We start from the raw sequence: 23,000 nt of genomic DNA on the forward strand, positions 1-23,000 counted from the left end.
TCACCAGTGACGACGGGAAAGAGCAGGGCGGAGCTGACGCAAATCGCCGACGAGGCGCTGCGCAGCCAGCCGGGATGCGAAACGGCATCCGTGCCCGCGGTGCGCGGGCTCCCGAACATTCGCGAGGGCCGGAACTGGGAAATCCCCAATGTCGTCCTTGGCGACAGCCTGATCAGCGACGTCGACCGCGCCGTCATCACGGTGCATCGCCGGCTTGGACGGAAATACCATCTGCTCGGGGATGACTAGGGCGCGTACTCATAAATTTTCGGTCAGGTCCGCTTTTCTCCTAAACGGGCGTGGTTGCTGCGCGGCAGCGAAATGGCTCTATGGGGCGAGGGCGCGTGACCATCTATCACCTGCGACCCGTGTCAGGTTTGTGGGTGCCTGAGCGGATGGTCGTGGCAGCCACGAATTTATTCTTTTACAAAGATATGAGACTTTATCTTCCACTGTCCGTCGGGTTGGCGTTCAAGAAGTCTCACAGTGCTGCCGGAAATTGGCGCCGCCTTCTCATTCACCATTAACGTGGCCGTGAAACGGGACGTGGTATAGGCGTAGTTCCCGATCGGTAGCACATCCACCAGCTCAACCTTGTGATTTCTGACGCTTCTTCCCCGCCCAGCAAAGAAATCACGGATTGCCGGAGGACCGCTGACGGGCTGCGCGCCAGGCGGCATCAATCTGCCGTCCGCGGTATACAATGGTAATAGGGCATCGAAGTCTGCGTTGTTAATGGCGGCATCCCATTGGGCGTTCATCGACGTCACCTTATCTGCGAGCGGATCCGCCAATACTTGACTGGCGTGGCTGACAATCAGAAGAAGGGCGAATGAAATAAGCGAAATGCGAGTCATCTTTGCCTCCTTTTAGCTGAGATGCTTTTCGCGTGAGCGCATTCGCAGCTACTACTGGGGGAAGCGCTAGTCCAAAAACTGGACTGAAGAGGGTGTTCTTAACTGGCTAAGGCTGATCTGCGGCCCTCAGGCGCCTCATGGGAATATTTGCTGCGTGGGAACCAAGCCGGCATGCTCTTCACAAGATGGTTAGGACCGTCGATCTCGATCTTGCCGAGCTCACGCGCCAGTAGCAGCGGCTGATCGCCCATGAAAATCTGCACAAGCGTCAGCAGGCTCGCATAGAGGCTGATATCGACCTCGAAGCCGGGATCGTTCCAGCAGAGATCGGCTTCCTCCTTCTTCACAACAAACCACCAGCGCTTCTGTCGGGTGTCCGCAATCTCGATGTACAGCACAAAGTCGCATGGAATATGCTTCAGATAGAACGAACGGCGCATGTTCCACATCAGCCGGCCCGCGTGGAGTTCGTTGGGTGTGAGCTGGCTGTGCGCCCATCTGTGGCCCCAATAGCCCATTGCATCGATAATTGGCCCGGCTTCCCTGGCCGCCCGGGTTGGATGGTATTCCCAATGCCCGTTATCGCCTGATTGGCGTGAGATTAGCCCTGCTTCTTCTAGCGTTTGCAGGCGCTTGGAGAGGAGGGTCGGCGACATCTGTGGGATGCCGCGGCGAAGCTGGTTGAAGTGGCGGGAACCTAGCAACAGCTCGCGGAGCACGAGCGGAGTCCACCGCTCCGTGAGAATTTCCGCGGCTTTGGCTACAGGGCAAAATGATCCATAGCCTTTCATGCAACAATTTTAGCATCACGAGGGGCTGCAAGGTAGTCCAGTTTGTGGACTAATTGCACGCGCGTCGGTATCGACGCTTTCCTGCCGCCAATTACCTTGCCTTCGTTCAGCTTGCATCCCATCCGGCTATGGCTGGCTGCGCGTTAATGAGACCACGTCCCAGCTCATCCCATCCGCACGGTCCGTTGCGCCCGCGGCGCCATCGCGATCATCCGTAGCGCGAACACGGCAACCAGCGGAATCAGGAACAGCGCGTAGAGCGGCATGTCGGGAATCCGCTTGCCGAACGACACCATGAACTGGAACAGCAGGTAATAGCCGCCGGCGAGATGCAGCCGGCGCCAGGCGCGCGCGCCGATCGCGGCCGCGGTGCGGTCGAACGAGGTTGCGGTCATCGCGATGATGAAGGCATAGCCGATGCCGCCGAAGATGTAGGACGCGGTCGAGGTTGCTGCGGCATATCCTATGGGATCCATCATGGCGAAGGCTAAGATGGCGACCGCGTGGATGGCGTGCGAGGCCGCAAAGCTGACGCCGAGATAGCGGCGGTTGCGGCGCTGCCATCGCGTCCATGCGTTGGGCCACAGCCGGGCCAGTGCGGCACCTGCGAAGGCGAGGCAGAACAGCACCAGCGAGGTCCGCGCGGTGAAGCGGATCACCATCCGCACGCCGTCGGCCTCAAAACCCCGCATGCCGGCGATCCAGATGCTAAGTGCGAGCAGTGTCAGCGACAGCAGGGCGAACAGCCGCCAGCCATCGAACCAGTTCTGACGCGTCGGCATGTTTCGCCCCATTGTTTGCGCCGTCATTGCGAGCGAAGCGAAGCAATCCATTCTTTCTTGACGTGGCGAGATGGATTGCTTCGCTGCGCTCGCAATGATGCGGATGGTGATGTAATCACCAGTTACATGTCCATGGCCCGTTTGGTCAACCCGTGTAATCGGTGCTTACATTCACAAGGCGGTGATGGTAGGAGAGGGCATGCGTCCTGCCGCCAAATCTCCCGCAGCGAAAGCGCCCACGGCCAAACCGCGCCGCCGCGTTTCGCGAGCGCCCGCGCCAAAGCCGTATCACCATGGCGATCTCCGGCGGGTCCTGATCGACGCCGCGCTGCAATTGGTCGGCGAAGGCGGGGCGGAGGCGGTCAGCGTCCGCGAGGCCGCCCGCCGCGCCGGCGTCTCGCCGGGGGCGCCGTTTCGGCATTTTTCGAGCCGCGACGCCCTGATGCAGGCGGTGGCGGAGGAGGCGCAGCGGCGGTTCCGCGCCGAGATCGAGGCGGCGCTGGCCGAAGCGCCGGCTGGCGATCCCCTGGCGCGGTTTCGCTGCCTGGGTCTGGCCTATCTGCGCTGGGCGATGCGAAACCCGACGCATTTCGAGGTCATCTCCAGCCGCCGGCTGTTCGATCACGACAAGGCGGCTGGCGTCTCCCGCAACAATGCCGAGTTGATCGAACTCACCGAGCGCACGCTCGAGGAGGCCTTTGCGGCGGGCCAGCTCCGTTCGGGTGACCTCAAGGCGGTCCAGATCGCCGGCCGGGCGCTGGTCTATGGATTTGCCCGAATGAATATCGACGGCCATTTCCCGCGCTGGGGCGTCGCCGGCCCCGAGGCCGAGCAGACCGCCGAGGCGATCCTCGATCTGTTCATCGAGGGCATTGCCAAGCGACCCTGACAACTGGTGTCATTCCGGGGCGATGCGAAGCATCGAACCCGGAATCTCGAGATTCCGGGTTCGCTTCGCGCCCCGGAATGACGGTGACCAAGCCGGGCTACTTCGCGCCCCGGAATGACTGTCCCCCGTATTTACCCTGCGGGGCAAATTCATTGCGCGTTCATGACGAAACCACTACGTTTTTATGACACGGCACAGGTTCCGGATGGGTCGTGCGTCTCCTGGTCGTCACCAGCCAAGGCTTTGCATTGCGCCGGGTCATGTTGCGTATTCACCCATGGCGCCCGCGCCAAATCCAGGGCCCTCCGCCACCACCCTCGTTGCCGGCCTTGCCGCCATCGGGTTCTGGCGGCTTTCGGCTGTCGCTGCACCGCACATGGCCGCGCTGGGGGTCATGCTGGAGACCGAAGCCGATTTCGGCGGCCGCATGGGTTTTGCGCTGGCCTGGGGCATCCTGAACTTCTGCTTTATCGCGCTGCTGCGGCGCCCGGCGCTGTCGGGCGCGCTGTCGCTGACGATGGTCGTGCTGCTGGTGCTGCTGTCGCGGCTCAAGCACGACGTCGTGCAGATGACCGCGAATTTCGTCGACCTGATGGTGATCGACCGCGACACCGCGGCCTACCTGTTCACGATCTTTCCGAACTTGCGCTGGAGCGTGGTCGGCGCTGCGCTGGTCATCCTGCCGCTGATGTACGCGCTGTGGTGGCTCGATCCGTTCCGCATCCGCCGCCTGCCAGCAGCCGCCGGCCTGCTGGCCTGTCTTGCCGCGCTGACCGGGCAGGCCATGACCTGGCCGGACGAAGCCTGGCGCGGCTACTACGACGACGGCTATCTCTCCAAATTCGCCCGCTCGGGCGTGACGGCGGTTTCCGACTTCGCCACTTACGGCTTCATGGAATCGGAGGCCGTGACGGCCGAGCGGTTGAAGATGCCGCTGGTCGATTCCTGTCATGTCGCCGGCCGCCGCCCGCACATCATCATGATCCATGACGAGTCGAGCTTCGACATCCGTCAGGCCAACGGCGTCAAGGTGCCGCCGGGCTATGGCAGCCACTTCAAATCCTTTGACGGCCGCGAGCGCAAGTTCATGGCCGAAAGCAGCGGCGGCGCAAGCTGGATGGCCGAGTACAACGTACTGGCGGGCCTGTCGTCGCGCTCGTTCGGCCGCTTCTCCTATTTCGTCACCCGCATCGCGTCGGGGCGGGTCGAGCGCGGGTTGCCGCTGGCGCTGCGCCGCTGCGGCTACAACACCCTCTCGCTCTATCCGGCCTACGGCGCCTTCATGGGCGCGCGCGGCTTCCAGAGTTCCACGGGCATCCAGCACTTCTACGACGCGCGCGATCTCGGCGCGAAGGGCATCGAGCCGGACAGCTTCTTCTACGACAAGGCCGTGAAGCTGATCGCCGAGCAGCCGGCCAATACGCCGCTGTTCACCTTCGTCTATCTCGCCGCCAATCATTTCCCCTGGGAAACCAAATTCCGCCCCGACCTGCTGCCGGCCTGGAGCAAGCCCGGCAACGCGCCGGTGGTCGACGAATATCTGCGCCGCCAGACCATGAGCGCCGGCGACTATGCGGGCTTCGTCGCCAGCCTGAAGAAGAAATTCCCGGCACAGCCGTTCCTGATCGTTCGCTATGGCGACCATCAGCCGGAGTTCTCGTCGAACCTGCTGGATCCCGGCCTGGACGAAGCCCGGGTCGCCCGCAAGTTCGACACCTACGACCCGCGCTACTTCACTACCTATTACGCGATCGACGCCATCAACTTCGAGCCGGTGAAGAGTTCCGCCGTGATGGACAGGATCGACGCGCCCTATCTGCCGTTGGTAATCCAGGAAGCCGCCGGCATTCCGCTCGACCCGTCCTTCGAGGAGCAAAAGAACATCATGCTCCGTTGCAAGGGTGTATTCTACGCCTGCAAGGACGGCGCCGAGGCGCGCAGGTTCAACCGGTTATTGATCGAGGCAGGTTTCATCAAGGGGCTTTAGGACGCCGATATGTCTGCGATTGCTGAACCTGGAATGAGCGAAAGCACCGTCGCAGAATCGCGCGGTATCAGGTTCTTTGCTCTCGCTGGCCTGATCGTTGCTGTCCATCTCGCGGGGCTCGCGGTTCTGCTCTCCACCGAATACGGACCGTTTGCGATCACGTTGTCCGTTCTGGCGTGGGTGTTCCTGAACTGCTTCCTGCTGGTCGTGCTGCAGCGGCCCGGAATCTGCGCCGCGCTGGCGCTGGCTTTCATCGTGATCCTGATCGCGCTGTCGCACTTCAAGTTCGGAATTCTGCAGTTAACGCTGACGTTCCTCGACTTCCTGATCATCGACCGCGATACGTTTTCGTTTCTGCTCTCGGTGTTCCCGCGCTTGCAGATGCAGTTGATCGCGGCGGGCCTCGTTGCGGTTCCGCTGTTGTGGCTGATCTGGCGTTTCGATCCGTTCCGCGTGCGCCGCCGCCTTGCACTGACGGGAGTGGGGGCGAGCGCTGCGCTGATCGCGGCGATGTCGGTCGCCTCGCCCGAGCAGGCATGGGAGCCATTCCAGGGCGTCAATCATATTTCCAGTCTGGCGCGCTCCGGCGTGGTGGCGGTGTCGCGGCTGGCTTCGACCGGATGGATCGAAGCCGATCCGCCGGCGAACGGTCCGCTCAGCCTCGCGCGGGACGCTCGCGCCGCCGGCCTGCCCGAACTGCCATCAGGCGAAGCCTGCGACGCGGCGGCCAAGCGGCCGCACATCATCATGCTGCTCGATGAGTCGAGCTTTGACGTCACCTCGGCGCCCGGCATCAGGGTGCCGGCCGGCTACACTGATTATTTCAAGTCGAGCGACGGCAAGCAGCGGACCATGATCGCGGAGTCGACCGGCGGCCCGACCTGGTACACCGAGTTCAACGTGCTGACCGGCCTGTCGGCGCGCTCGTTCGGCGATCTGAAATTCTACGTGACGAGGATAACCGCAGGTCGCGTGACGCGTGGACTGCCACAGGCGCTACGGAACTGCGGGTACAAGACGTTCTCGCTCTATCCGACCTATGGCAACTTCCTTGGCGCGCGAACCTTCCAGAAGGGAGCCGGCGTCGGCCATTTCGTCGACATGGCGGATATGGGCGTGAACCAGGACATGCAGCCCGACAAGTTCTATTTCGATCAGGCGCTAAAGGTGTTTGCGCGCGAGCAGGCCCAGCAAGCGCCGGTCTTCATGTTCGTCTACCTCACCGCCAACCATTTTCCATGGACCGACGTCTACCGGCCCGATCTGACGCCGCCGGGCTGGACGCCGCCGGGAAACACGGCGGAGGTCGATGAATACATTCGCCGCCAGACCATGACGGCGAACGACTATCGCGAATTCACCGCGCGGCTGAAGCACGACTATCCGGATCAGTCGTTCCTGGTGCTGCGTTTCGGCGATCACCAGCCAGCTATTTCGCAAAAGATGCTGGAGCCGGGGATTGATCAGGCGACGCTGGCGAAACGAGTGATGGTCGCCGATCCACGCTACTTTTCCACCTACTATGCCATCGACGGCATCAACTACTCACCCTCCAGCCTGTCGTCGGCGCTCGAGACGCTCGATGCGGCATATATTCCACTCGTCCTCCAGGAAGCCGCCGGCATTCCGCTCGACCCGTCGTTCACCGAACAGAAGCGCATCATGCTCCGCTGCAAGGGCACGTTCTACGCCTGCAGGAAAGGCGCGGAAGCGCGCAGGTTCAACCGGCTGCTGATTGATGCCGGCATGATCAAGGGGCTTTGACGCGCCGTCATTGCGAGATCTCGTAGGGTGGGCAAAGGCGCACTTGCGCCGTGCCCACCGTCTTCCAAATGTCGAAGGCTCTGCGCTACAGTGCGTCATGTCACGTTATGTCAGGGCAAACATCAAGGGTAGCATTTTCTTTTTTACGGTCGTTCTGGCGCAACGACCAAGTAAGCTGTTGTTCAAGGAAATCGGTCGCCTCCGGCGCATTTATCAAGCCGTCCGACAAGAACGCCCGTTTGAAACCATAGCCATCTGCATCTTGCCCGATCACATTCATGCAGTCTGGAGATTGCCAGAAGACGACGCGGATTTCTCTACCCGCTGGAGCTTGATCAAGAGCGGCTTTTCGCGCGGCCTCGACGCGCAAGAGCGATCGGCAAGCAAGGTTATCAAGCGGGAAAAAGGCATCTGGCAACGTCGTTATTGGGAGCATGCCATTCGAGACGATGCCGATCTCGAGCGACACGTCGATTATATTCACTTCAATCCGGTGAAGCACAGGTATGTCACGCGTGTGGCTGATTGGCCTCACAGCAGTTTCCACCACTACGTTGAACGTGGACTTCTTGCCGCAGATTGGGGAGGAGATTTACGGGAAATTCCTGGTTCGTTTGGCGAATGATGGTGGGCACGGCGCAAGTGCGCCTTTGCCCACCCTACGAAGTCTGCGCTCCTGGCAATAACGGGGATGGGCCATGGCAGACAATGGCCTACTTCTTCCCCACCTTCTCCCACAGCCACTGCGCCACGGCGTCCGGCGAACTCGCGGCATCGTTGCCGGCGGCGCGCAGATTGGCCTCGCGCATCGTGGCGATGTCGATCTTGCCGAGCAGCGGGGTCAGCGCCTTGCGCAGTGCCTCGTCATCGGCGCGCTTCGGCGCCAGCAGCACCATTGCATCATAGGGCGGGATCGCGCGCTTGACGTCGCCCAGAACAACCAGATCATATTTCGCGATCAGCCCGTCGCTGGTGTAGCCGGCGATGACGTCGACCTCGCCGGAGGCGACGGCTGCATACATGAAGTCCGGCTGCATCTGCCGCTGGCCGCGGAACGACAGGCCGTAGGCCTTGCGCAGCGCGGTCCATTCGGGGCGCGAGAAGAATTCATAGTCGCCGGCGATCGACATGTTGGCCGCGCGCGAGGCGAGGTCGGCGATGGTGCGGATGCCCAATTGCTCGGCGCGCTTGCGCGGCATCACCAGCGCATAGGCGTTCTCGAAGCCGAGTTCGCCGAGCAGCGTGATGTTCTGCTTCGCCAGCATCGTCTTCAGTTCGGCCAGCAGTACCTCTCGCGGCCTGATGTCGTTGCGCTGGAACTGGTTGGCCCACAGCGTGCCGGAATAGTCGACATAGACGTCGATATCGTTTGCCGCCAGCGCCTCGAAGATCACGTTGGAGCCGAGGCCCTCGCGCGTCGTCGCAGGAAGCCCCGCGGCCTTCAGCCGCTGCACCATCAATGCCGACAGCACATATTGTTCGGTGAAGGTTTTTGCGCCGACGACGTAGTTCGTCTGCGACCGCATCATGGTCGGCACCAGCGTGGCCGCGACCAGCGCCGCGATGCCGGCGCCGCCGAGGACCGCGCGAAAACGGCTGCGGTTGCGCAGGCCACCTTCGATTAGCGCCAGCAGTTGATCGACCAGCAGCGCCAGCGCCGCGGCGGCAATGCAGCCGAACAGCACGAACACCCAGTTCTGGGTCTGTAGCCCCGCAAAGATGTAATTGCCGAGGCTGGTCTGGCCGATCGGCGTCGACAGCGTCGCGGTGCCGATCACCCAGACCGCCGCGGTGCGGATGCCCGCCATCATGACCGGCAGCGCCAGCGGCAATTCCACGGTGAACAGCGATTGCCGCGGCGTCATGCCGACGCCTTGGGCTGCTTCCAGTATCGCAGGCTCCACGCCCTGCAGGCCCGTAATGGTGTTGCGCAACACCGGCAGCATTGAATAGAGCGCCAGCGCCAGCACCGCGGGCAAAAATCCGAACGCGGAGAAGCCGATGCCGAACCACGACAGCGACAGTGCCGCGAGCGCCAGCAGCAGCGGATAGAACAGTGCCAGCAGCGCCAGTCCCGGCACCGTCTGCACGATGCTGGCGAGCCCGAGCAGCGCGCCGCGCGCTACTCGACGATTGCGTACCGCAATCGCGAGGGGCAGGCTGACCAGGAGGCCCAGCGCCAGCGCAGTGACGCTGACGCGGACATGGCTGCCGAGATAATCGGGTAGACGACTGAATGCCTCGCTCCAGCGCGGATCGGCGAAGATGCTCATGCCGCACCGTCCCGCGGCAGCAGGGCGCCGAGCCGCTCGGCCTGCCGCCGCGGCGTGCGCAGCAGTTCGCCGACATAAGCATCGTCACTTTCGGAAAGCTCTGGCGGCGTGCCCTGCGCCAGCAGCCGGCCGCCGCCCATCACCGCGATCCGGTCGGCGAGCAGAATGGCCTCTGTCATGTCATGGGTGATCATGACCGTGGTCAGGCCGAGCGTGCGATGCAGCTCGCGAAAATCGTCGCCGAGCGCATCGCGGGTGAGCGGATCGAGCGCGCCGAACGGCTCGTCCATCAGCACGATGCGCGGCTTTGCGGCAAGCGCGCGCGCCACGCCGACGCGCTGGCGCTGGCCGCCGGAGAGTTCGTGCGGCAGCCGGTCGCGGTATTCCGCCCGGTCGAGCCGGACAAGGTCGAGCAGTTCATCCACCCGCGCGGAAATCTCCGCAGGCGGAGTGCCCGTCAGCTTCGGCGTAATGCCGATATTGTCGGTGACGGTCAGATGCGGAAACAGTCCGCCGCTTTGAAAGACATAGCCGATCCGCCGCCGCAGCAGGATCGGATCGACGCTGCGCACGTCTTCGCCCTCGACCGTGATCGAGCCGGAATCCGTCTCGATCAGCCGGTTGGCGAGCCGCAACAGCGTGGTCTTGCCCGAGCCGGAGCCGCCGACGATGGCCAAAAATTCACCCTCGGCGACCTCGAGCGAGACGTCGTCGACAGCCACCACGCGGCCGCCGTCAAAGGTCTTGCCGACTTGGGTATAGGCGATCAGGGGAGCGGCCATGCGATCTCGACTCTCACCCTCCCCTGGAGGGGGAGGTTCGACGCGACTGAAAGGAGCGGCGGGGTGGGGTGACGGTCTCTCCCCTCGAACAGTGTCCGAGTTGAGAGATCACCCCACCCGTCTCGCATCTTGCGATGCGAGCCGACCCTCCCCCTCCAGGGGAGGGTGGAGATCAACTACCACGTCACGCCGCCGCGTTGAACTTATCCTTGGTAACCGCTAAGGCATCTCTCCAACCTTTGGGGAGAAACATGGCGGATTCGGCTCAGCCAACGGCGGTCGCACTCGACAATGCGACCGTGGCATTTCGCGTTGCCGGGGATCGCGTCTACACAGCCGTGGAGCGGGCCAGCCTGTCCGTCGCCCATGGCGAGTTCGTCGCCATCGTGGGCCCGACCGGGTGCGGGAAATCGACGCTGCTCAATGTCGCAGCCGGCCTCCTGAAGCCCGCCGCGGGGTCGGTGAAGATTTTCGGCAAGCCGCTGACGGGGTTGAACCGCGATGCCGGCTATCTGTTCCAGGCCGATGCGCTGTTTCCCTGGAAGACCGCGATCGACAATGTCGCCATTGGCCTCGACATCAAGGGCGCGCCGCGCGAGCAGGCGCTGCAGCGCGCGCAGGGCTGGCTCACCTCCGTCGGGCTCGGCGCCTTCGCCAACCGCTATCCGCACATGCTGTCGGGCGGGCAGCGCAAGCGTGTCGGCCTTGCGCAGGTTTTGATCCGCGATCCAAAAATCCTTTTGATGGACGAGCCGTTCGGCCCGCTCGATGCCCAGACCCGGCAGATCATGGGCAATCTGCTGCTGGAACTGTGGAACGCCGACCGCAAGGCCGTGCTGTTCGTCACCCACGATCTCGAAGAGGCGATCGCGCTCGCCGACCGCGTCGTGATCATGTCGGCAGGTCCCTCGGCGCGCATCATCGGCGACTGGCGCGTGCCGTTGCCGCGCCCGCGCGACATCTCCGAAGTGCGGATGGAAAAGCAATTCCACGAACTGCACCGCGAAATCTGGAGCGTGCTGAAGGACGAAGTGATGAAGGGTTATGCGCAGTCGACGCTAAGTGCGGAGGTCGGCTGATGTCGCGCCTGACACTGCTGTTCTGGCAATTGATGGTGGCCGTGGTCGCGCTCTCGCTGTGGCAGTTCCTCGCCACCGTGCCGGTGTTCGGTCGCATCCTGCTGCCGCCATTCTTCTTCTCCAACCCGGTCGATGTCGGCAGCCAGATCGTCAAATGGTTCACGTCCGGCGTGATCTGGAAGCATCTGATGATCACGCTGTGGGAGTCGGTGCTGGCTTTCGTGATCGGCTCGGTCGGCGGCGTGCTGGTCGGCTTCTGGTTCGCGCGCCAGCCCCGCGTCGCCGCGGTGTTCGATCCCTACGTCAAGATGGTCAACGCGCTGCCGCGCGTGGTGCTGGCGCCGATCTTCACGCTGTGGCTCGGCTTGGGCATCTGGTCCAAGGTCGCGCTCGGCGTGACGCTGGTGTTCTTCATCGTGTTCTTCAACGTCTATCAGGGCGTCAAGGAGGTCAGCCAAACCGTGCTGGACAACGGCCGCATGCTCGGCATGAGCGAGCGGCAATTGACGCGGCATGTGTACTGGCCCTCGGCGTTGTCGTGGATGTTTTCGTCGCTGCACACTGCGGTCGGCTTTGCCGTGGTCGGTGCTGTCGTCGGCGAATATCTGGGATCGGCGGCCGGTCTCGGCTACCTGATCCAGCAGGCCGAAGGCGTGTTCGACGTCGCCGCCGTGTTCGCCGGCATGTTCGTGCTGTCGGCGTTCGTCATTCTGATCGACATGGGCGTGACACTGGTCGAGCGCCGGCTTCTGATCTGGCGGCCGGTCGCGGCGGAGGGCAGGGGGTAGCCGCCTCCGGCATTGCAAGGCGCAGGCCTAATCGCTGAGTTCGTACGCATGATTTGATGCCCGGTAACCAAGTCAGGCGGTTCGATCCGCCGTTTCCTTATTGCGGAACCAGCCGATGCCCAGAGTGCACTACAAGCTGTTTGACATAGATGTGTAATGTTATAACGTTACGCAAACCTTTGCTCCTTCTGGCTGTGTCGACAATGACTGTTGTTTTCTTCCCAAGGTCGCCGCGCCACCAATGGAACGTAGTGCGCGAATTGAAAGAGCATGCCCGGACAGCCATCAACGCCGATGATGAAACAATAATCACCGTAAGCGAACGCGGTGATCCCGGTTGCGGCGGCGCCCGAACCATCGTGCTCATCATGCACCCAAGACGGCCAACCGAGGCCATCACGATCGACAAGCCGCTCGAGCAGATCACGCAGACAGACCTTGCGGATGCGCTGGCGCCGTTGGCCGCAGCAGCCGGCCTGCCCGAATCTCCATCGAAACGGAATGACCATCGCTTACCCGCGGATCGACGCTAGCCGGCGCAGACCAATTGCAGCATCAGCAAAGGACAATCCCATGCAGATGGCTTTGAACCGGACTCCGGTCACGGTGATTACCGGCTATCTCGGGGCCGGAAAGACCATGCCGCTTACCGTATCCTCACGGAGACGCACGGCAGGCACTACGCCATCGTCGTCAATGAATTCGGCGAGGTCGGAATCGACAATGACCTCATCGTCAACGCCGAAGAAGAGAACTTCGAAATGAACAACGGATTTGAGTCCTGCCGCGTTTGATCGTCGATGCATTGGCGAACTGCACGCGGCATTTTTCGAGCATGCGCCAATCATCTCACGCTCGTGCGGAAAGCGGCACGATTCATCTGCTACCGTTTCAATTTGATTGTGGCGTCACGACCGGTTGATCGTGGTCGGTATGGCAGCAGATGATTTTCTCCGGCCATATCAGTTCATCGTGCGATTCAAGAACCTCCCGGCCAGTCGTGAAAATGATCCACAATGCAACGGCTCCTGCGATGATCGGATCGAAGATTGGATAACCCGTCACTAGAAGCAGTAAGCCCGCGGCCACCGGGGCAAGGGATACCCATACGTCGCCAAGATTGTGGATATACGCGAGCCGGATTGCAGCGTTGTTTCGGCTTGGCTCCAGGAGCAAGCGGGCCACGCTCCAATTGGCGGCAGCGGCAGCCAGGCCGACGATCATCGGAACGACGCCCTGAACCGGCACCGGATTGAACAGACGCTCGCCGGCCTGCCACAAAAGCAGCCCGCTGACCGCAATCAGCCCGACTGAGTTAAAGAGATTTCCGGCTCGCAACAGCCGCTGCGAAGGACCTCTGGTGACGAGGAATGCTGCATACAGGCAGACCAGAGCCAACTCGTCCGACAGGTTATGCGCGCTGTCCATCAGGAGGCTCAGACTCGATGCCTGATAGCCAGCAATACCCTCCACCAGAAAGATTGCAGTGTTTATCGCCACTGCAGCGGCGACGGCTTTTTGATGATGAGCCACTTTGCATCCCCAATTTCCGCGACTTGGCAAATATGTGCACTAGAATGCGCTTCGAGGTGCTGAACACGACCTACTTCGTTCGCGCGGTTGCGATATCGTCGCAGGCGTCATCGGCCGGCGTCTCTCAGGCTAATTGCACGGGCCCGTGATCATCGCAATGATCACCGTGCGGATGGTGCAGCCGGCCGTCTACAAGATAGTCGACATGGTCACCATGCGGCACCGCTTCATGTCCGCAGTTTGGACCGTGCGTGTGCTCGCAATGGACTTGAGGCGTGCATTGCACTGGATTTGTGGCATTTACCGTGATGGCATGTTCGTCCACGTGATCCTCGTGCATATGGTGAAGATGGCCGTCGTGAAGATAATCCACGTGACCGTCATGACGAACCGCGGTGTGCCCGCAATCCGGGCCATGCTTGTGAGTGTGGTTGGCATGGTGTTTCTCGGTACATGTGGTCATCAGCAATGCTCCTTGCGCTTGTTTGCCGTCGATACCTATCATCGCAGACAATAGTGGAATAGTTGCGGAAGCCAACGATGCCTGAGGTGCCGGCACCCTGATTTAGTTACCGATAGCCAATGTTTTAACGTTCAGGTGGGAACGAAGGTTGCGAGCCGAGCACCAATCTACGGGTTCAGATATCCGTGACTGTTACATGGATTCAGAATCGTAGGGTGGGCAAAGCGAAGCGTGCCCACCATTAAGCTCGCGATGCGGATGGATGGTGGGCACAGCGCGAAGAGCGCGCCTTTGCCCACCCCACGGCGTTTGCGCCTAGATGGCGACATCGGATGCCAGCTGAAATTGCGGATCCAATGTCACGTCAGCGGTGATCGAGTTGGAAATGAAGCAGTTTTCCTTAACCTTAGCCATGATCGTTTGGGCGGCGGCGATATCAGCCTCGCTTCTCAGGACCAGGGTTGGCCGAACGCTGACTTCAACAATTCGATATTTGCCGTCGACGTTTTCCAGCACGCCTTCTGCGGCGCTTTCATAGGCGACAAACTCGAGCCGCTTGCTTTGCGCGAACGATACAAACGTCAGCATCATGCAAGCATTCAGCGCGGCGACCAGCATTTCTTCGGGAGCCCAGACGCCCGCCTCTCCCTTGAATTCGGGAGGACTGCCGATCTCGATGTCGGGTTTGCCGGGCGCCGACGTTCGGCCGCGGCGAGCGGTGTCCCAGACCAGGTTGTTGCTGTACCGAAAGGACTTGTATGTTTTGCCTGTTGCCACGTGATCCTCCAGGAATCGTAGGTGGGCAAAGCGACCTGTCCGCCGTAGCTCAACGAGCGAAGGCGGAAGCGTGCCCACCATCACGACCACAGCAAGAACATGGTGGGCACGGCGCGAAGAGCGCCTTTGCCCACCCTACGAGGCTGCGACGTGCAGCGTCAATTCAACATCTTCGTATCGTCAGGCGCCTGCGGCGGCGTCTTGATCGCGATCGCCTTGAGGGTGCGGCCGTCCGGCTTGGTGCCGCCATGCGCGGTGCCCTTGGGGATCACGACCAGATCGCCCGGCTTCACCCGCACTTCCTTGTCGCCCAGCCAGATCGTGCCGGTGCCGTCGAGGATGTACTGGATCTCGTTGGTGTTGGGATGCATGTGCTTGCCGACATTGCCGTCCTGGATCGAGATGGTCATGCCGTCGGCGGCGACGAACAGTTTGGAGCGCATGCCGGCGCCCGAGGGCATGCCGAGCGCATCGCCTTCGAGTTCGCCGGTGTGGATGACCTGCGCCGTGATATTCTCGGCGGCAATCGCCGGCCGTAGCAGATGGGTGACGCTGCAACCGGCGGCGAAGGCGGCGGCGAGCGATAGCGTGATGGCCAGGCGATTCATGGCAGTCTCCCCCTGTGTTGATTATTGTAGAGGCGATGCTATGCCGCCCTTCCGCGCTTGGCCAGCGGTCGGAAAGTCGCCTTCTCAACGTCCACGCGCTGCTCTATCTTGCCCGCCAACGAATGGAGGAACCCATGAAGAAACTGTTCGGCCGGCTGGCCGGGGTGCTGCTGGCGCTGGTGCTGACGACAGGTCTTGCCGCAGCGCAAAGCAAGGTCACGGTCGCGATCGGCGGCGGCTCCTGCCTGTGCTATCTGCCCACCGTGCTGGCCAAGCAGCTCGGCGAATACGAAAAGGCCGGCCTTGCCGTCGAGCTGGTCGACCTCAAGGGCGGTTCGGACGCGCTGAAGGCCGTGCTCGGCGGCAGCGCCGACGTGGTGTCGGGCTATTTCGACCACTGCGTCAATCTGGCCGCCAAGAAGCAGGAATTGCAGTCCTTCGTGATCTATGACCGCTACCCCGGCCTGGTGCTTGTCGTATCGCCCGCCCATACCAATGAGATCAAGTCGATCAAGGATCTGGCCGGCAAGAAGGTCGGCGTCAGCGCGCCGGGCTCCTCGACCGACTTTTTCCTGAAGTATCTGTTGAAGAAGAACGGCCTCGATCCGACCAGCGCCGCGGTGATCGGTGTCGGCCTCGGCGCGACCGCCGTGGCGGCGATGCAGCAGGGGCAGATCGACGCAGCGGTGATGCTCGATCCCTCCGTCACCGTTTTGCAGGGCAGCTATCCCGATTTGAAGATACTCGCCGACACCCGCACGCAAAAAGACACGCTCGCGCTGTTCGGCGGCGAGTATCCGGGCGGGGCGCTCTACACCACCACGGCGTGGATCAAGTCGCACGAAAAGGAAGTGCAGGCGCTGACCAATGCGATCGTCAACACGCTGGCCTGGATCCACTCGCATTCGCCGGAAGAGATCATGGCGAAGATGCCCGATGAAATCGTCGGCAAGAACAAGGAGCTCTATCTCGCCGCGCTGAAGAACACGATCCCGATGTATTCGGAGACCGGCAAGATGGACCCCAAGGGCGCCGACGCGGTGCTCGCCGTGTTCAGCGAAGGTTCGCCCGAGGTCGCGAAAGCCAATATCGACGTGACCAAGACCTGGACCAACAAATATGTCGAGCAGGTCAAGAAGACCACCGGCACGAGCGCGAAATAAGGGCAGGGCGGGATCGGCGTGAAATCAAGCGAAGTCAGGCGATGAGTGACACGAAACCCTTGGTCATTCATCGCGTCAGCGCGCTCGACCTCGTTGTCGAAGCGTGGACGTGGCCGTTTGCCGAAACGCGCCGCGCGGAGATAGCGGCGCATTTCGCCGACAAGCAGCGTGAAAAGCCCGCGCTGTGGAACGGCCGCGTCCTGCTCGGGCGCAATCCGGTGTTTGCCGGCGACCGCTTCAGCGCCAGCTATTTCGAAACCGATTTCGCAAGTTTTCTGGCCTGGCGCGACTGGGGTTTTCCCGACCCAAGCGTGTTCAACGGCTTCGGCATGGGCGCGCTCTGCTGCGCCGACGGCGCCTTCGTGCTCGGCGAGATGGGGCAGCACACGTCGAACGCCGGGCGCATCTATTTTCCGTCAGGCACGCCGGACCTCGACGACATCAGGGACGGCGCGGTCGACATATCAGGCAGTGTCGTGCGCGAACTTGAGGAAGAGACCGGGCTGGCGCCGGGCGAATACGAGAGCGAGCCGGATTGGCATTGCATCTATACCGGACCTGCATTGGCGATGATCCGCATGTTGCGGGTCGATATGTCGGGTGACGTCGTGCGCGACCGGATCGTGGCCAATCTCGCCTTGCAGCGTCAGCCTGAATTAGCCGCCATCCACCTCGTGCGCGGCGCCGACGATCTCACCTCCGCAATGCCGCGTTTTGTCACGGCGTTCATCGAGGCGCAGCTCGCTTCCGAGCCCTGACGCCAGCAATACGCTTGACATCTGGTCGCGCTACCAATGTGATAGGCGGCAACAAGAACAAGAAAAACGCAGTGCACAAAAAATAATCCAGGGAGGATTCCATGCCGGGGCGCAAAGCTGCACGCCTTCTCGTTGGGCTGTCTGCCGCAATCGCGGTGCTGGGCATGGCGTTTACTGCCGAAGCCCAGGAAAAGAAAATCAAGATCGGCGTGATCTACGACCTGACCGGTCCGCTCGCCGGCGGCGGTTCGGAACTGCAATATATCGGCGCCAAGATCATGCTCGACCAGTACGCCAAGACCGGCGTCGAGGGTTACAAGGTCGAGGCGGTTTATGCCGACGCCCAGAGCAAGCCTGATGTTGCGATCAACGAGGCCGTGCGGTTGATCGAACAGGAAAAGGTCAACATGCTGCTCGGCTTCTTCTCGTCGGCGCAATGCGTGCCGGTGGCCGCGCGCGTCGAGCAGCTCAAGAACTTCATGTGGATCACCACCTGCATTTCTTCGGCGGTGCTGGCCGACAAGAACTTCAAATACGTGTTCCGTCCGCAAGCCTCGGGCGACCAGTTCGGCATGATGACGATGGATTTCATTGCGCAGAACTCGAAAGAGAAGTTCGGCAAGGAGCCGAAGGATCTGCGCGTCGCCATCATCCACGAGGACGGCGCCTACGGCGTCGACGTGTCGAAGGGCAATGAGGCCGGCGCCAGGAAGGCCGGCTTCAACATCGTGATGAAGGAAGGTTATTCGGCCACCGCGCCAGATCTTTCCGCGCTCGTCACCAAGCTGAAGCGCGCGCGGCCTGACGTGATCTTCCACACCGGCTATAACCCCGACATCACCTTGTTCGGGCGCCAGGCGCGCGAGCAGGGCCTGAAATTCGCAGCGCTGGTCGGCCACGGCGCGGGCTATGGCGTCTACGAGAAGCTGAAGGAAGGCTTGGGCGCTGACGTCAACTACGTCTTCAACACCGATCCGATCTCGATCTGGCTCGCCAACCAGAAAGCGATGGATCCGAAGCTGCCGCCGGTCATCAAGATGGTCGGCGAGGAATTCGACAAGGCGAAGCCGGGCGTTGCGATCCGTTCCGCCCATGTCGGCATGGCGGCGTCGAACACCTACCTCTTCCTCACCGACGTGCTGCCGCGCGCCATCAAGAAATATGGCGGCGTCGATCCCGATGCGCTGCGCAAGGCCGCGCTCGAAGTCGACATTCCCGAGGGTGGCACCATGCTCGGCTTCGGCGTCAAGTTCCACGGCGAGGGTACCCAGATGGCCGGCCAGAACGAGCGCTCGTTCCCGGTGGTCATCCAGTACATTGACGACAAGTCCTACGTGGTGTGGCCGAAGAGCCAGGCGCAGCGCGAGGCCGTGCTGCCGCTGCCGAAGGGAACCACGTTCAGCAACCAGTAAAGCCAGCAAACGAGTAAGCGGAGGTTCTGGCGTGCTGACGGTAGAAGGGTTGGTGAAACGTTTCGGCGGCTTCACCGCTGTCAACAACGTGTCGTTTCGGGTCGAGCAGGGCGAGATTCTCGGCCTGATCGGTCCCAACGGCTCCGGCAAGAGCACGATCTTCAACATGCTGTCGGGCACGCTGGTGCCGACCGCGGGATCGATCCTGTTCGACGGCGCGGAGATCGCGGGCGTGGCCCCGCATCGTATCATCAACAGCGGCATCGGCCGCACCTTCCAGATCCCGCGGCCGTTTCATCGGCTCAGCATTTTTGAGAACGTGGCGCTCGCTGGCTATTACGGCCAGGGCCGCCACAGCCGCGTCAAGGCGGATGAGGCGGCCGAGCGGGCGCTCGGCATGGTCGGCCTGCCGACGGACCGGCACGCCAGCGTCGATGGACTCGGCGCCGCCGGATTGAAGAAGCTCGAACTCGCCAAGGCGCTCGCGACGGGGCCGAAACTGCTGCTCGCCGACGAAAGCCTCGGCGGGCTCGATGAGCACGAGATGGATCAGGCGGCCGACATGCTGCGCAAGATCCGCGACGAACTCGGCATCACCATCATCTGGGTCGAGCACATCATGGGCGTCCTGATGCGTGTGGTCGACCGCGTGATGGTGCTCGATCACGGCGAGAAGATTTCGGAAGGGCTGCCGAGCGCGGTGGCCGGCGATCCCAGGGTGATCGAGGTCTATCTCGGCACGGACGCGGATTCGAGCCAGGCTGCGGCGGCGGAAGCGCGCCGCAAGGCGGAGGTCTGACGCATGCTCGAATTGAAATCGGTCGACGCGGGCTACGGCAGCTTCCAGGCATTGTTCGGCATCAATCTCGACGTCAGGGCGGGCGAGGCGGTCGGCGTCATCGGCCCCAACGGCGCCGGCAAGACCACGCTGATGCGCGTGATCTCGGGCCTGATCCGCCCCACCAGGGGCGCGATCTCGATGGAAGGCCACGACGTGCTGGCGACGCCGGCGCATCGCATCGTCGACCTCGGCATCGCGCATGTGCCGGAGAACCGCCGGCTGTTTCCGCGCCTCACCGTCGACGACAACCTGAAGATGGGCGCCTACATGCCGGGCGCGCGCGCCAAATATTCCGAGCGGCTGGAATTCGTGTTCGACCTGTTTCCGCGCATGAAGGAGCGGCGCAGCCAGATGGCCGGCACCATGTCCGGCGGTGAGCAGCAGATGTGCGCGATCGGCCGCGCGCTGATGTCGGACCCGAAACTCCTGCTGCTCGACGAACCTTCCGCGGGACTGGCGCCGGTTGTGGTGCAGCAGGTGTTCGAACTGGTCAAACGCATCCGCGCCAGCGGGCTGACGGTTTTGATCGTCGAGCAGAACGTGCAGCAGGTGCTGAAGGTGGTCGACCGCGCCTACCTGCTGGAGGCCGGCTCCATCCGCGCCTCCGGCACGTCGGAAGAGATGCTGTCGACTGATACGATCAAGCAGGCATATCTCGGGGTTTAATGATGCAGGCATTCCTCGATATCTTCGACATCTATCTGCTGGAGGCCGTGGTCAACGGCATCCTGCTCGGCGGCGTGCTGGCGCTTTTGGCGCTCGGGCTCAACCTGATCTTCGGCGTCATCGACGTCACCTGGATCTGCTACGCCGAGTTGGTCATGATCGGCATGTACGGCATGTACTACATGGTCCAGGTGTTCGGCCTGCCGTACTGGGTTGCCGCGCCGTTCGCCATCCTGCTGGTCGCAGCCCTTGGGGCTGCGCTGCATTACATCGTGATCGCACCGCTCTTGACCGCGCCGCCGATCAACCAGCTGCTCGCCACCGGCGGCGTGCTGTTCATCCTGCAGAGCTTTGCCACCGTCGCCTTCGGCATAGACTTCCGCAATCTCGGCATCCGCCTGCCGGTACTGGCGATCGGCGAGATGCATTTCAGCTATTCGCGGCTCCTGGCCTTCCTCGCTGCCTTGCTCGGCATGCTGGCGATCTACTTCTTCATGAAGCGCACCTATACGGGAACTGCGATCCGCGCCGTCGCGCAGGACCGCCAGATCATGTCGCTGATGGGGGTCGACACCAAGCGCATCTATCTCATCACCTCGGCGCTCGGCGGCGCGCTCGCAGGCCTCGCCGCCTGCCTTCTGGTGCTGCAGTATGACGTGCACCCCTTCGTCGGGCTGTCGTTCGGGCCGATCACCTTCCTGATCTGCGTGCTCGGGGGCCTTGGCAATTTCGTCGGCGGCTTCATCGCGGCGTTCGTGTTTGCCCAGATCATTTCGCTGGGCGGCCTGTTCTCCGACCTCGAATGGGGTTACGTGCTGGCCTTCGCCTTCTTCATCGTCATGATGTTCATCCGGCCCGCGGGCCTGTTTGCGAGGCGCTCGTGAATCTCCGTCATGCCGCCTGGGGCGTTGGCCTCGCCGCACTGATCGCGCTGCCCTTTGTCTATCGCGAGCCCTATCACCTGCATATTCTGGTGCTGATCCTGATCTGGTCGTTCGCCTATACCGCGTGGTCCATCATGGGCCGCTTCGGTCTGGTATCGCTCGGCCATGGCGGCTTCATGGGCGTCGGCGCCTATGTCACCGCGCTGTTGTGGAACCATCTCGACGTCTCGCCGTGGATCGGCATTCCCATCAGCATGGTGGCGGCGGGAATCCTGGCGCTGATCGTCGCCTATCCCTGTTTCCGCTTCCGCATCACCGGGCATTATTTCGTGCTGGTGACGCTGGCGCTGTCAGGCATCGTGCTGCAGGTCATCACCGCCACCCGCGACTACACCGGCGGCTCGCTCGGCTACACGCCGAACCGCGCCCGCAGCGGCTCTGGATGGATGGCGCTGCAGTTTGACGACAAGATCACCTGGTACCTGATCGCGCTGTTCGTCTGGGTCGTGGGCCTGTTGATCTGGCGCTGGGTCGACCGCAGCATGAGCCGCTACGCCATGGAGGCGATCTCGGAAGACGAGGACGCAGCGGCTGCGGCCGGCGTCAACGTCACGGCCGAGAAGCTCAAGATCACGCTGATCTCGGCGCTGATGACCGCGCTTGCCGGCGCGCTCTACTGCCAGTACCAGATGTTCATCTCACCCGACACCGTCAGCGGCATCGCGGTGTCGCTGCAGATGGTGTTTGCCGTCATCGTCGGCGGCCTCTACGTCTCGCTTGGGCCGACCGTCGGCGCCATCATCACCATCATGCTGGCGGAAGTCTTGCGCATCCGCTTCGGCACCGGCGCGGTTGGCTGGGACAACCTCGTCTACGGCGTGCTGCTGGTCGTCTTCATCATATTCCTTCCCAAGGGCATTCTTGGTAGCGTTCTCGACAGATTGAAGACGCGACCCAAGCCCTCCGGGACGAAATGAGCAAAAAACCTTCGCAACCACTGGCGAACGAGCTGAAACCCTATGTCGCCCCGTTCCGCTACGACGGCTCGGGCGAATTTCACCTGAAGTCGCACAAGACCAATGAGAAGGGTGGCCTCGACAAGGAAAAAGCGACCAAAATCATCGAGTCCAATCGCGAGCGTTTGTCCGATTTTCAGGAAAAACTCTACGCGCAGGACCGCTGGTCGATGCTGCTGATCTTCCAGGGCATGGACGCCGCCGGCAAGGATTCTGCGATCAAGAGCGTGTTCGAGGGCGTCAACCCGCAGGGCTGCGAAGTCACCGCGTTCAAGCAGCCGTCGACGAAGGAGCTCGACCACGATTTCCTGTGGCGCAGCATGATCGCGCTGCCCGAGCGCGGCCGGATCGGCATCTTTAACCGCTCGCATTACGAGGAATGCCTGGTGGTGCGGGTCCACCCGGAGATTCTCGCCAAGCAGAAGTTACCCGAGCGGCTGGTAACCAAGGACATCTGGAAGGAGCGCTTCGAGGACATCACGGCCATGGAGCGCCACCTCGCGCGCAACGGCACGGTCATTCTGAAATTCTTCCTCAACGTTTCGAAGGAAGAGCAACGCGAGCGCTTCCTGGCGCGGCTGGAGGAGCCGGCCAAGAACTGGAAGTTCTCGCTCGCTGATATCGGCGAGCGCAAGCTCTGGGCAAAGTATCAGGCCGCCTATCAGGACATGATCCATCACACTGCGGCGAAGGCGGCGCCTTGGTATGTCGTGCCGGCCGACCACAAATGGTTCGCCCGCGTGGTGATCGGCTCGGCCATCGTCAGCGCGCTCGACAGACTTGACCTGCATTTCCCCGATGTCGAAAAGGCCGACCGCAGCGAGTTCAAGCAGGTCCGCGAGGCGTTGCTGGCGGAGGGGAAGGGGACGAAGAAGTAGGATGGGTAG

At 62.2% G+C, this 23,000-nt stretch carries 25 protein-coding genes and 1 pseudogene; 18 read left to right on the forward strand and 8 right to left on the reverse strand.

Features of this window, described 5'->3' with window-relative positions; genetic code table 11:
* Positions 1–6 precede the first annotated feature (6 nt).
* A complete protein-coding gene (locus V1286_RS05365; RefSeq protein ID WP_334478062.1) occupies positions 7–249 on the forward strand; it encodes a hypothetical protein in 243 nt (80 codons plus the stop codon).
* Positions 250–416: 167 nt separating this feature from the next.
* Here V1286_RS05365 and V1286_RS05370 read toward each other — a convergent pair whose 3' ends face one another.
* From V1286_RS05370 to V1286_RS05380, 3 genes are all read right to left on the reverse strand, one after another.
* Complete coding sequence (locus tag V1286_RS05370; RefSeq protein ID WP_334478063.1) at positions 417–857, reverse strand: YybH family protein; 441 nt, start codon at positions 855–857, stop codon at positions 417–419.
* Positions 858–955: 98 nt separating this feature from the next.
* The gene (locus tag V1286_RS05375; protein ID WP_334478064.1) at positions 956–1,648 is read right to left on the reverse strand and encodes a winged helix-turn-helix transcriptional regulator; all 693 of its coding nucleotides are present in this window, start codon (positions 1,646–1,648) and stop codon (positions 956–958) included.
* Between the two features lie 164 nt (positions 1,649–1,812).
* Entirely contained in the window at positions 1,813–2,430 is a 618-nt protein-coding gene (locus tag V1286_RS05380; protein ID WP_334478066.1) for a hypothetical protein, read from the reverse strand.
* 199 nt (positions 2,431–2,629) lie between these two features.
* On the opposite strand from V1286_RS05380, the gene V1286_RS05385 reads away from it, so the two are divergent.
* The 4 genes from V1286_RS05385 (at position 2,630) to V1286_RS05400 (ending at position 7,695) form a co-directional block, all read left to right on the forward strand.
* Positions 2,630–3,319 carry a TetR/AcrR family transcriptional regulator gene (locus tag V1286_RS05385; protein WP_334478070.1) on the forward strand — a complete coding sequence of 230 codons (690 nt, stop codon included), beginning with the start codon at positions 2,630–2,632 and terminating at the stop codon, positions 3,317–3,319.
* Between the two features lie 277 nt (positions 3,320–3,596).
* On the forward strand, positions 3,597–5,306 hold the full coding sequence (locus V1286_RS05390) for a sulfatase-like hydrolase/transferase (RefSeq protein ID WP_334478071.1): 1,710 nt from the start codon (positions 3,597–3,599) through the stop codon (positions 5,304–5,306).
* 33 nt (positions 5,307–5,339) lie between these two features.
* On the forward strand, positions 5,340–7,070 hold the full coding sequence (locus V1286_RS05395; protein ID WP_334478073.1) for a sulfatase-like hydrolase/transferase: 1,731 nt from the start codon (positions 5,340–5,342) through the stop codon (positions 7,068–7,070).
* A gap of 97 nt (positions 7,071–7,167) precedes the next feature.
* Positions 7,168–7,695: an REP-associated tyrosine transposase gene (locus tag V1286_RS05400; RefSeq protein WP_334478075.1), complete on the forward strand. Its 528-nt coding sequence runs from the start codon at positions 7,168–7,170 to the stop codon at positions 7,693–7,695.
* 88 nt (positions 7,696–7,783) lie between these two features.
* On the opposite strand, the gene V1286_RS05405 is transcribed toward V1286_RS05400, so the two are convergent.
* The gene (locus V1286_RS05405) at positions 7,784–9,343 is read right to left on the reverse strand and encodes an ABC transporter permease/substrate-binding protein (protein WP_334478077.1); all 1,560 of its coding nucleotides are present in this window, start codon (positions 9,341–9,343) and stop codon (positions 7,784–7,786) included.
* Complete coding sequence (locus V1286_RS05410; RefSeq protein WP_334478078.1) at positions 9,340–10,125, reverse strand: ATP-binding cassette domain-containing protein; 786 nt, start codon at positions 10,123–10,125, stop codon at positions 9,340–9,342. The genes V1286_RS05405 and V1286_RS05410 overlap by 4 nt, the downstream gene beginning before the upstream one ends.
* Positions 10,126–10,376: 251 nt before the next feature.
* On the opposite strand from V1286_RS05410, the gene V1286_RS05415 reads away from it, so the two are divergent.
* The 4 genes and pseudogenes from V1286_RS05415 to V1286_RS05430 all read left to right on the forward strand — a co-directional run.
* Entirely contained in the window at positions 10,377–11,204 is an 828-nt protein-coding gene (locus V1286_RS05415; protein ID WP_334478080.1) for an ABC transporter ATP-binding protein, read from the forward strand.
* Positions 11,204–11,992 carry an ABC transporter permease gene (locus V1286_RS05420; protein ID WP_334478082.1) on the forward strand — a complete coding sequence of 263 codons (789 nt, stop codon included), beginning with the start codon at positions 11,204–11,206 and terminating at the stop codon, positions 11,990–11,992. The genes V1286_RS05415 and V1286_RS05420 overlap by 1 nt, the downstream gene beginning before the upstream one ends.
* 203 nt (positions 11,993–12,195) lie before the next feature.
* Positions 12,196–12,525 carry a hypothetical protein gene (locus V1286_RS05425; RefSeq protein ID WP_334478083.1) on the forward strand — a complete coding sequence of 110 codons (330 nt, stop codon included), beginning with the start codon at positions 12,196–12,198 and terminating at the stop codon, positions 12,523–12,525.
* A gap of 46 nt (positions 12,526–12,571) precedes the next feature.
* Positions 12,572–12,783: pseudogene (locus V1286_RS05430) on the forward strand (GTP-binding protein); the annotation flags it as partial.
* Positions 12,784–12,883: 100 nt separating this feature from the next.
* Here V1286_RS05430 and V1286_RS05435 read toward each other — a convergent pair.
* The gene (locus tag V1286_RS05435; RefSeq protein WP_334478085.1) at positions 12,884–13,525 is read right to left on the reverse strand and encodes a cation diffusion facilitator family transporter; all 642 of its coding nucleotides are present in this window, start codon (positions 13,523–13,525) and stop codon (positions 12,884–12,886) included.
* 145 nt (positions 13,526–13,670) lie between these two features.
* On the opposite strand from V1286_RS05435, the gene V1286_RS05440 reads away from it, so the two are divergent.
* Positions 13,671–14,042 carry a hypothetical protein gene (locus V1286_RS05440; protein ID WP_334478086.1) on the forward strand — a complete coding sequence of 124 codons (372 nt, stop codon included), beginning with the start codon at positions 13,671–13,673 and terminating at the stop codon, positions 14,040–14,042.
* 261 nt (positions 14,043–14,303) lie between these two features.
* Here V1286_RS05440 and V1286_RS05445 read toward each other — a convergent pair whose 3' ends face one another.
* Complete coding sequence (locus V1286_RS05445) at positions 14,304–14,765, reverse strand: OsmC family protein (RefSeq protein ID WP_334478088.1); 462 nt, start codon at positions 14,763–14,765, stop codon at positions 14,304–14,306.
* A gap of 158 nt (positions 14,766–14,923) precedes the next feature.
* Positions 14,924–15,373: a cupin domain-containing protein gene (locus tag V1286_RS05450; protein WP_334478090.1), complete on the reverse strand. Its 450-nt coding sequence runs from the start codon at positions 15,371–15,373 to the stop codon at positions 14,924–14,926.
* A 134-nt stretch (positions 15,374–15,507) separates the two neighbouring features.
* On the opposite strand from V1286_RS05450, the gene V1286_RS05455 reads away from it, so the two are divergent.
* The 8 genes from V1286_RS05455 (at position 15,508) to V1286_RS05490 (ending at position 22,991) form a co-directional block, all read left to right on the forward strand.
* On the forward strand, positions 15,508–16,536 hold the full coding sequence (locus V1286_RS05455) for an ABC transporter substrate-binding protein (RefSeq protein ID WP_334478092.1): 1,029 nt from the start codon (positions 15,508–15,510) through the stop codon (positions 16,534–16,536).
* Between the two features lie 41 nt (positions 16,537–16,577).
* Positions 16,578–17,294 (forward strand): NUDIX hydrolase, encoded by a 717-nt coding sequence (locus tag V1286_RS05460; RefSeq protein ID WP_334478093.1) that lies wholly within the window; start codon positions 16,578–16,580, stop codon positions 17,292–17,294.
* A gap of 101 nt (positions 17,295–17,395) precedes the next feature.
* On the forward strand, positions 17,396–18,706 hold the full coding sequence (locus tag V1286_RS05465; RefSeq protein WP_334478094.1) for an ABC transporter substrate-binding protein: 1,311 nt from the start codon (positions 17,396–17,398) through the stop codon (positions 18,704–18,706).
* 31 nt (positions 18,707–18,737) lie between these two features.
* A complete protein-coding gene (locus V1286_RS05470) occupies positions 18,738–19,505 on the forward strand; it encodes an ABC transporter ATP-binding protein (RefSeq protein WP_334478095.1) in 768 nt (255 codons plus the stop codon).
* Between the two features lie 3 nt (positions 19,506–19,508).
* Positions 19,509–20,213 carry an ABC transporter ATP-binding protein gene (locus V1286_RS05475; protein ID WP_334478097.1) on the forward strand — a complete coding sequence of 235 codons (705 nt, stop codon included), beginning with the start codon at positions 19,509–19,511 and terminating at the stop codon, positions 20,211–20,213.
* Between the two features lie 2 nt (positions 20,214–20,215).
* A complete protein-coding gene (locus tag V1286_RS05480) occupies positions 20,216–21,097 on the forward strand; it encodes a branched-chain amino acid ABC transporter permease (RefSeq protein ID WP_334478098.1) in 882 nt (293 codons plus the stop codon).
* On the forward strand, positions 21,094–22,074 hold the full coding sequence (locus tag V1286_RS05485) for a branched-chain amino acid ABC transporter permease (protein ID WP_334478099.1): 981 nt from the start codon (positions 21,094–21,096) through the stop codon (positions 22,072–22,074). Before V1286_RS05480 ends, V1286_RS05485 begins: the two co-directional genes overlap by 4 nt.
* Positions 22,071–22,991, forward strand: coding sequence for a polyphosphate kinase 2 family protein (locus V1286_RS05490; protein ID WP_334478100.1), 921 nt, complete (start codon positions 22,071–22,073; stop codon positions 22,989–22,991). The genes V1286_RS05485 and V1286_RS05490 overlap by 4 nt, the downstream gene beginning before the upstream one ends.
* Positions 22,992–23,000: the final 9 nt, after the last annotated feature.

Origin of the sequence: Bradyrhizobium algeriense (assembly GCF_036924595.1) — a bacterium.
GTDB classification, from domain to species: Bacteria; Pseudomonadota; Alphaproteobacteria; order Rhizobiales; family Xanthobacteraceae; genus Bradyrhizobium; species Bradyrhizobium algeriense.

Excerpts from the sequence above, each read along its gene's own strand:
- V1286_RS05370 (WP_334478063.1), bottom strand. The coding sequence starts at position 857 with ATGACTCGCATTTCGCTTATTTCATTCGCCCTTCTTCTGATTGTCAGC.
- V1286_RS05375 (WP_334478064.1), bottom strand. The coding sequence starts at position 1,648 with ATGAAAGGCTATGGATCATTTTGCCCTGTAGCCAAAGCCGCGGAAATT.
- V1286_RS05380 (WP_334478066.1), bottom strand. The coding sequence starts at position 2,430 with ATGCCGACGCGTCAGAACTGGTTCGATGGCTGGCGGCTGTTCGCCCTG.
- V1286_RS05385 (WP_334478070.1), top strand. The coding sequence starts at position 2,630 with ATGCGTCCTGCCGCCAAATCTCCCGCAGCGAAAGCGCCCACGGCCAAA.
- V1286_RS05390 (WP_334478071.1), top strand. The coding sequence starts at position 3,597 with ATGGCGCCCGCGCCAAATCCAGGGCCCTCCGCCACCACCCTCGTTGCC.
- V1286_RS05395 (WP_334478073.1), top strand. The coding sequence starts at position 5,340 with ATGAGCGAAAGCACCGTCGCAGAATCGCGCGGTATCAGGTTCTTTGCT.
- V1286_RS05400 (WP_334478075.1), top strand. The coding sequence starts at position 7,168 with ATGTCACGTTATGTCAGGGCAAACATCAAGGGTAGCATTTTCTTTTTT.
- V1286_RS05405 (WP_334478077.1), bottom strand. The coding sequence starts at position 9,343 with ATGAGCATCTTCGCCGATCCGCGCTGGAGCGAGGCATTCAGTCGTCTA.
- V1286_RS05410 (WP_334478078.1), bottom strand. The coding sequence starts at position 10,125 with ATGGCCGCTCCCCTGATCGCCTATACCCAAGTCGGCAAGACCTTTGAC.
- V1286_RS05415 (WP_334478080.1), top strand. The coding sequence starts at position 10,377 with ATGGCGGATTCGGCTCAGCCAACGGCGGTCGCACTCGACAATGCGACC.
- V1286_RS05420 (WP_334478082.1), top strand. The coding sequence starts at position 11,204 with ATGTCGCGCCTGACACTGCTGTTCTGGCAATTGATGGTGGCCGTGGTC.
- V1286_RS05425 (WP_334478083.1), top strand. The coding sequence starts at position 12,196 with ATGACTGTTGTTTTCTTCCCAAGGTCGCCGCGCCACCAATGGAACGTA.
- V1286_RS05450 (WP_334478090.1), bottom strand. The coding sequence starts at position 15,373 with ATGAATCGCCTGGCCATCACGCTATCGCTCGCCGCCGCCTTCGCCGCC.
- V1286_RS05455 (WP_334478092.1), top strand. The coding sequence starts at position 15,508 with ATGAAGAAACTGTTCGGCCGGCTGGCCGGGGTGCTGCTGGCGCTGGTG.
- V1286_RS05460 (WP_334478093.1), top strand. The coding sequence starts at position 16,578 with ATGAGTGACACGAAACCCTTGGTCATTCATCGCGTCAGCGCGCTCGAC.
- V1286_RS05465 (WP_334478094.1), top strand. The coding sequence starts at position 17,396 with ATGCCGGGGCGCAAAGCTGCACGCCTTCTCGTTGGGCTGTCTGCCGCA.
- V1286_RS05475 (WP_334478097.1), top strand. The coding sequence starts at position 19,509 with ATGCTCGAATTGAAATCGGTCGACGCGGGCTACGGCAGCTTCCAGGCA.
- V1286_RS05480 (WP_334478098.1), top strand. The coding sequence starts at position 20,216 with ATGCAGGCATTCCTCGATATCTTCGACATCTATCTGCTGGAGGCCGTG.
- V1286_RS05490 (WP_334478100.1), top strand. The coding sequence starts at position 22,071 with ATGAGCAAAAAACCTTCGCAACCACTGGCGAACGAGCTGAAACCCTAT.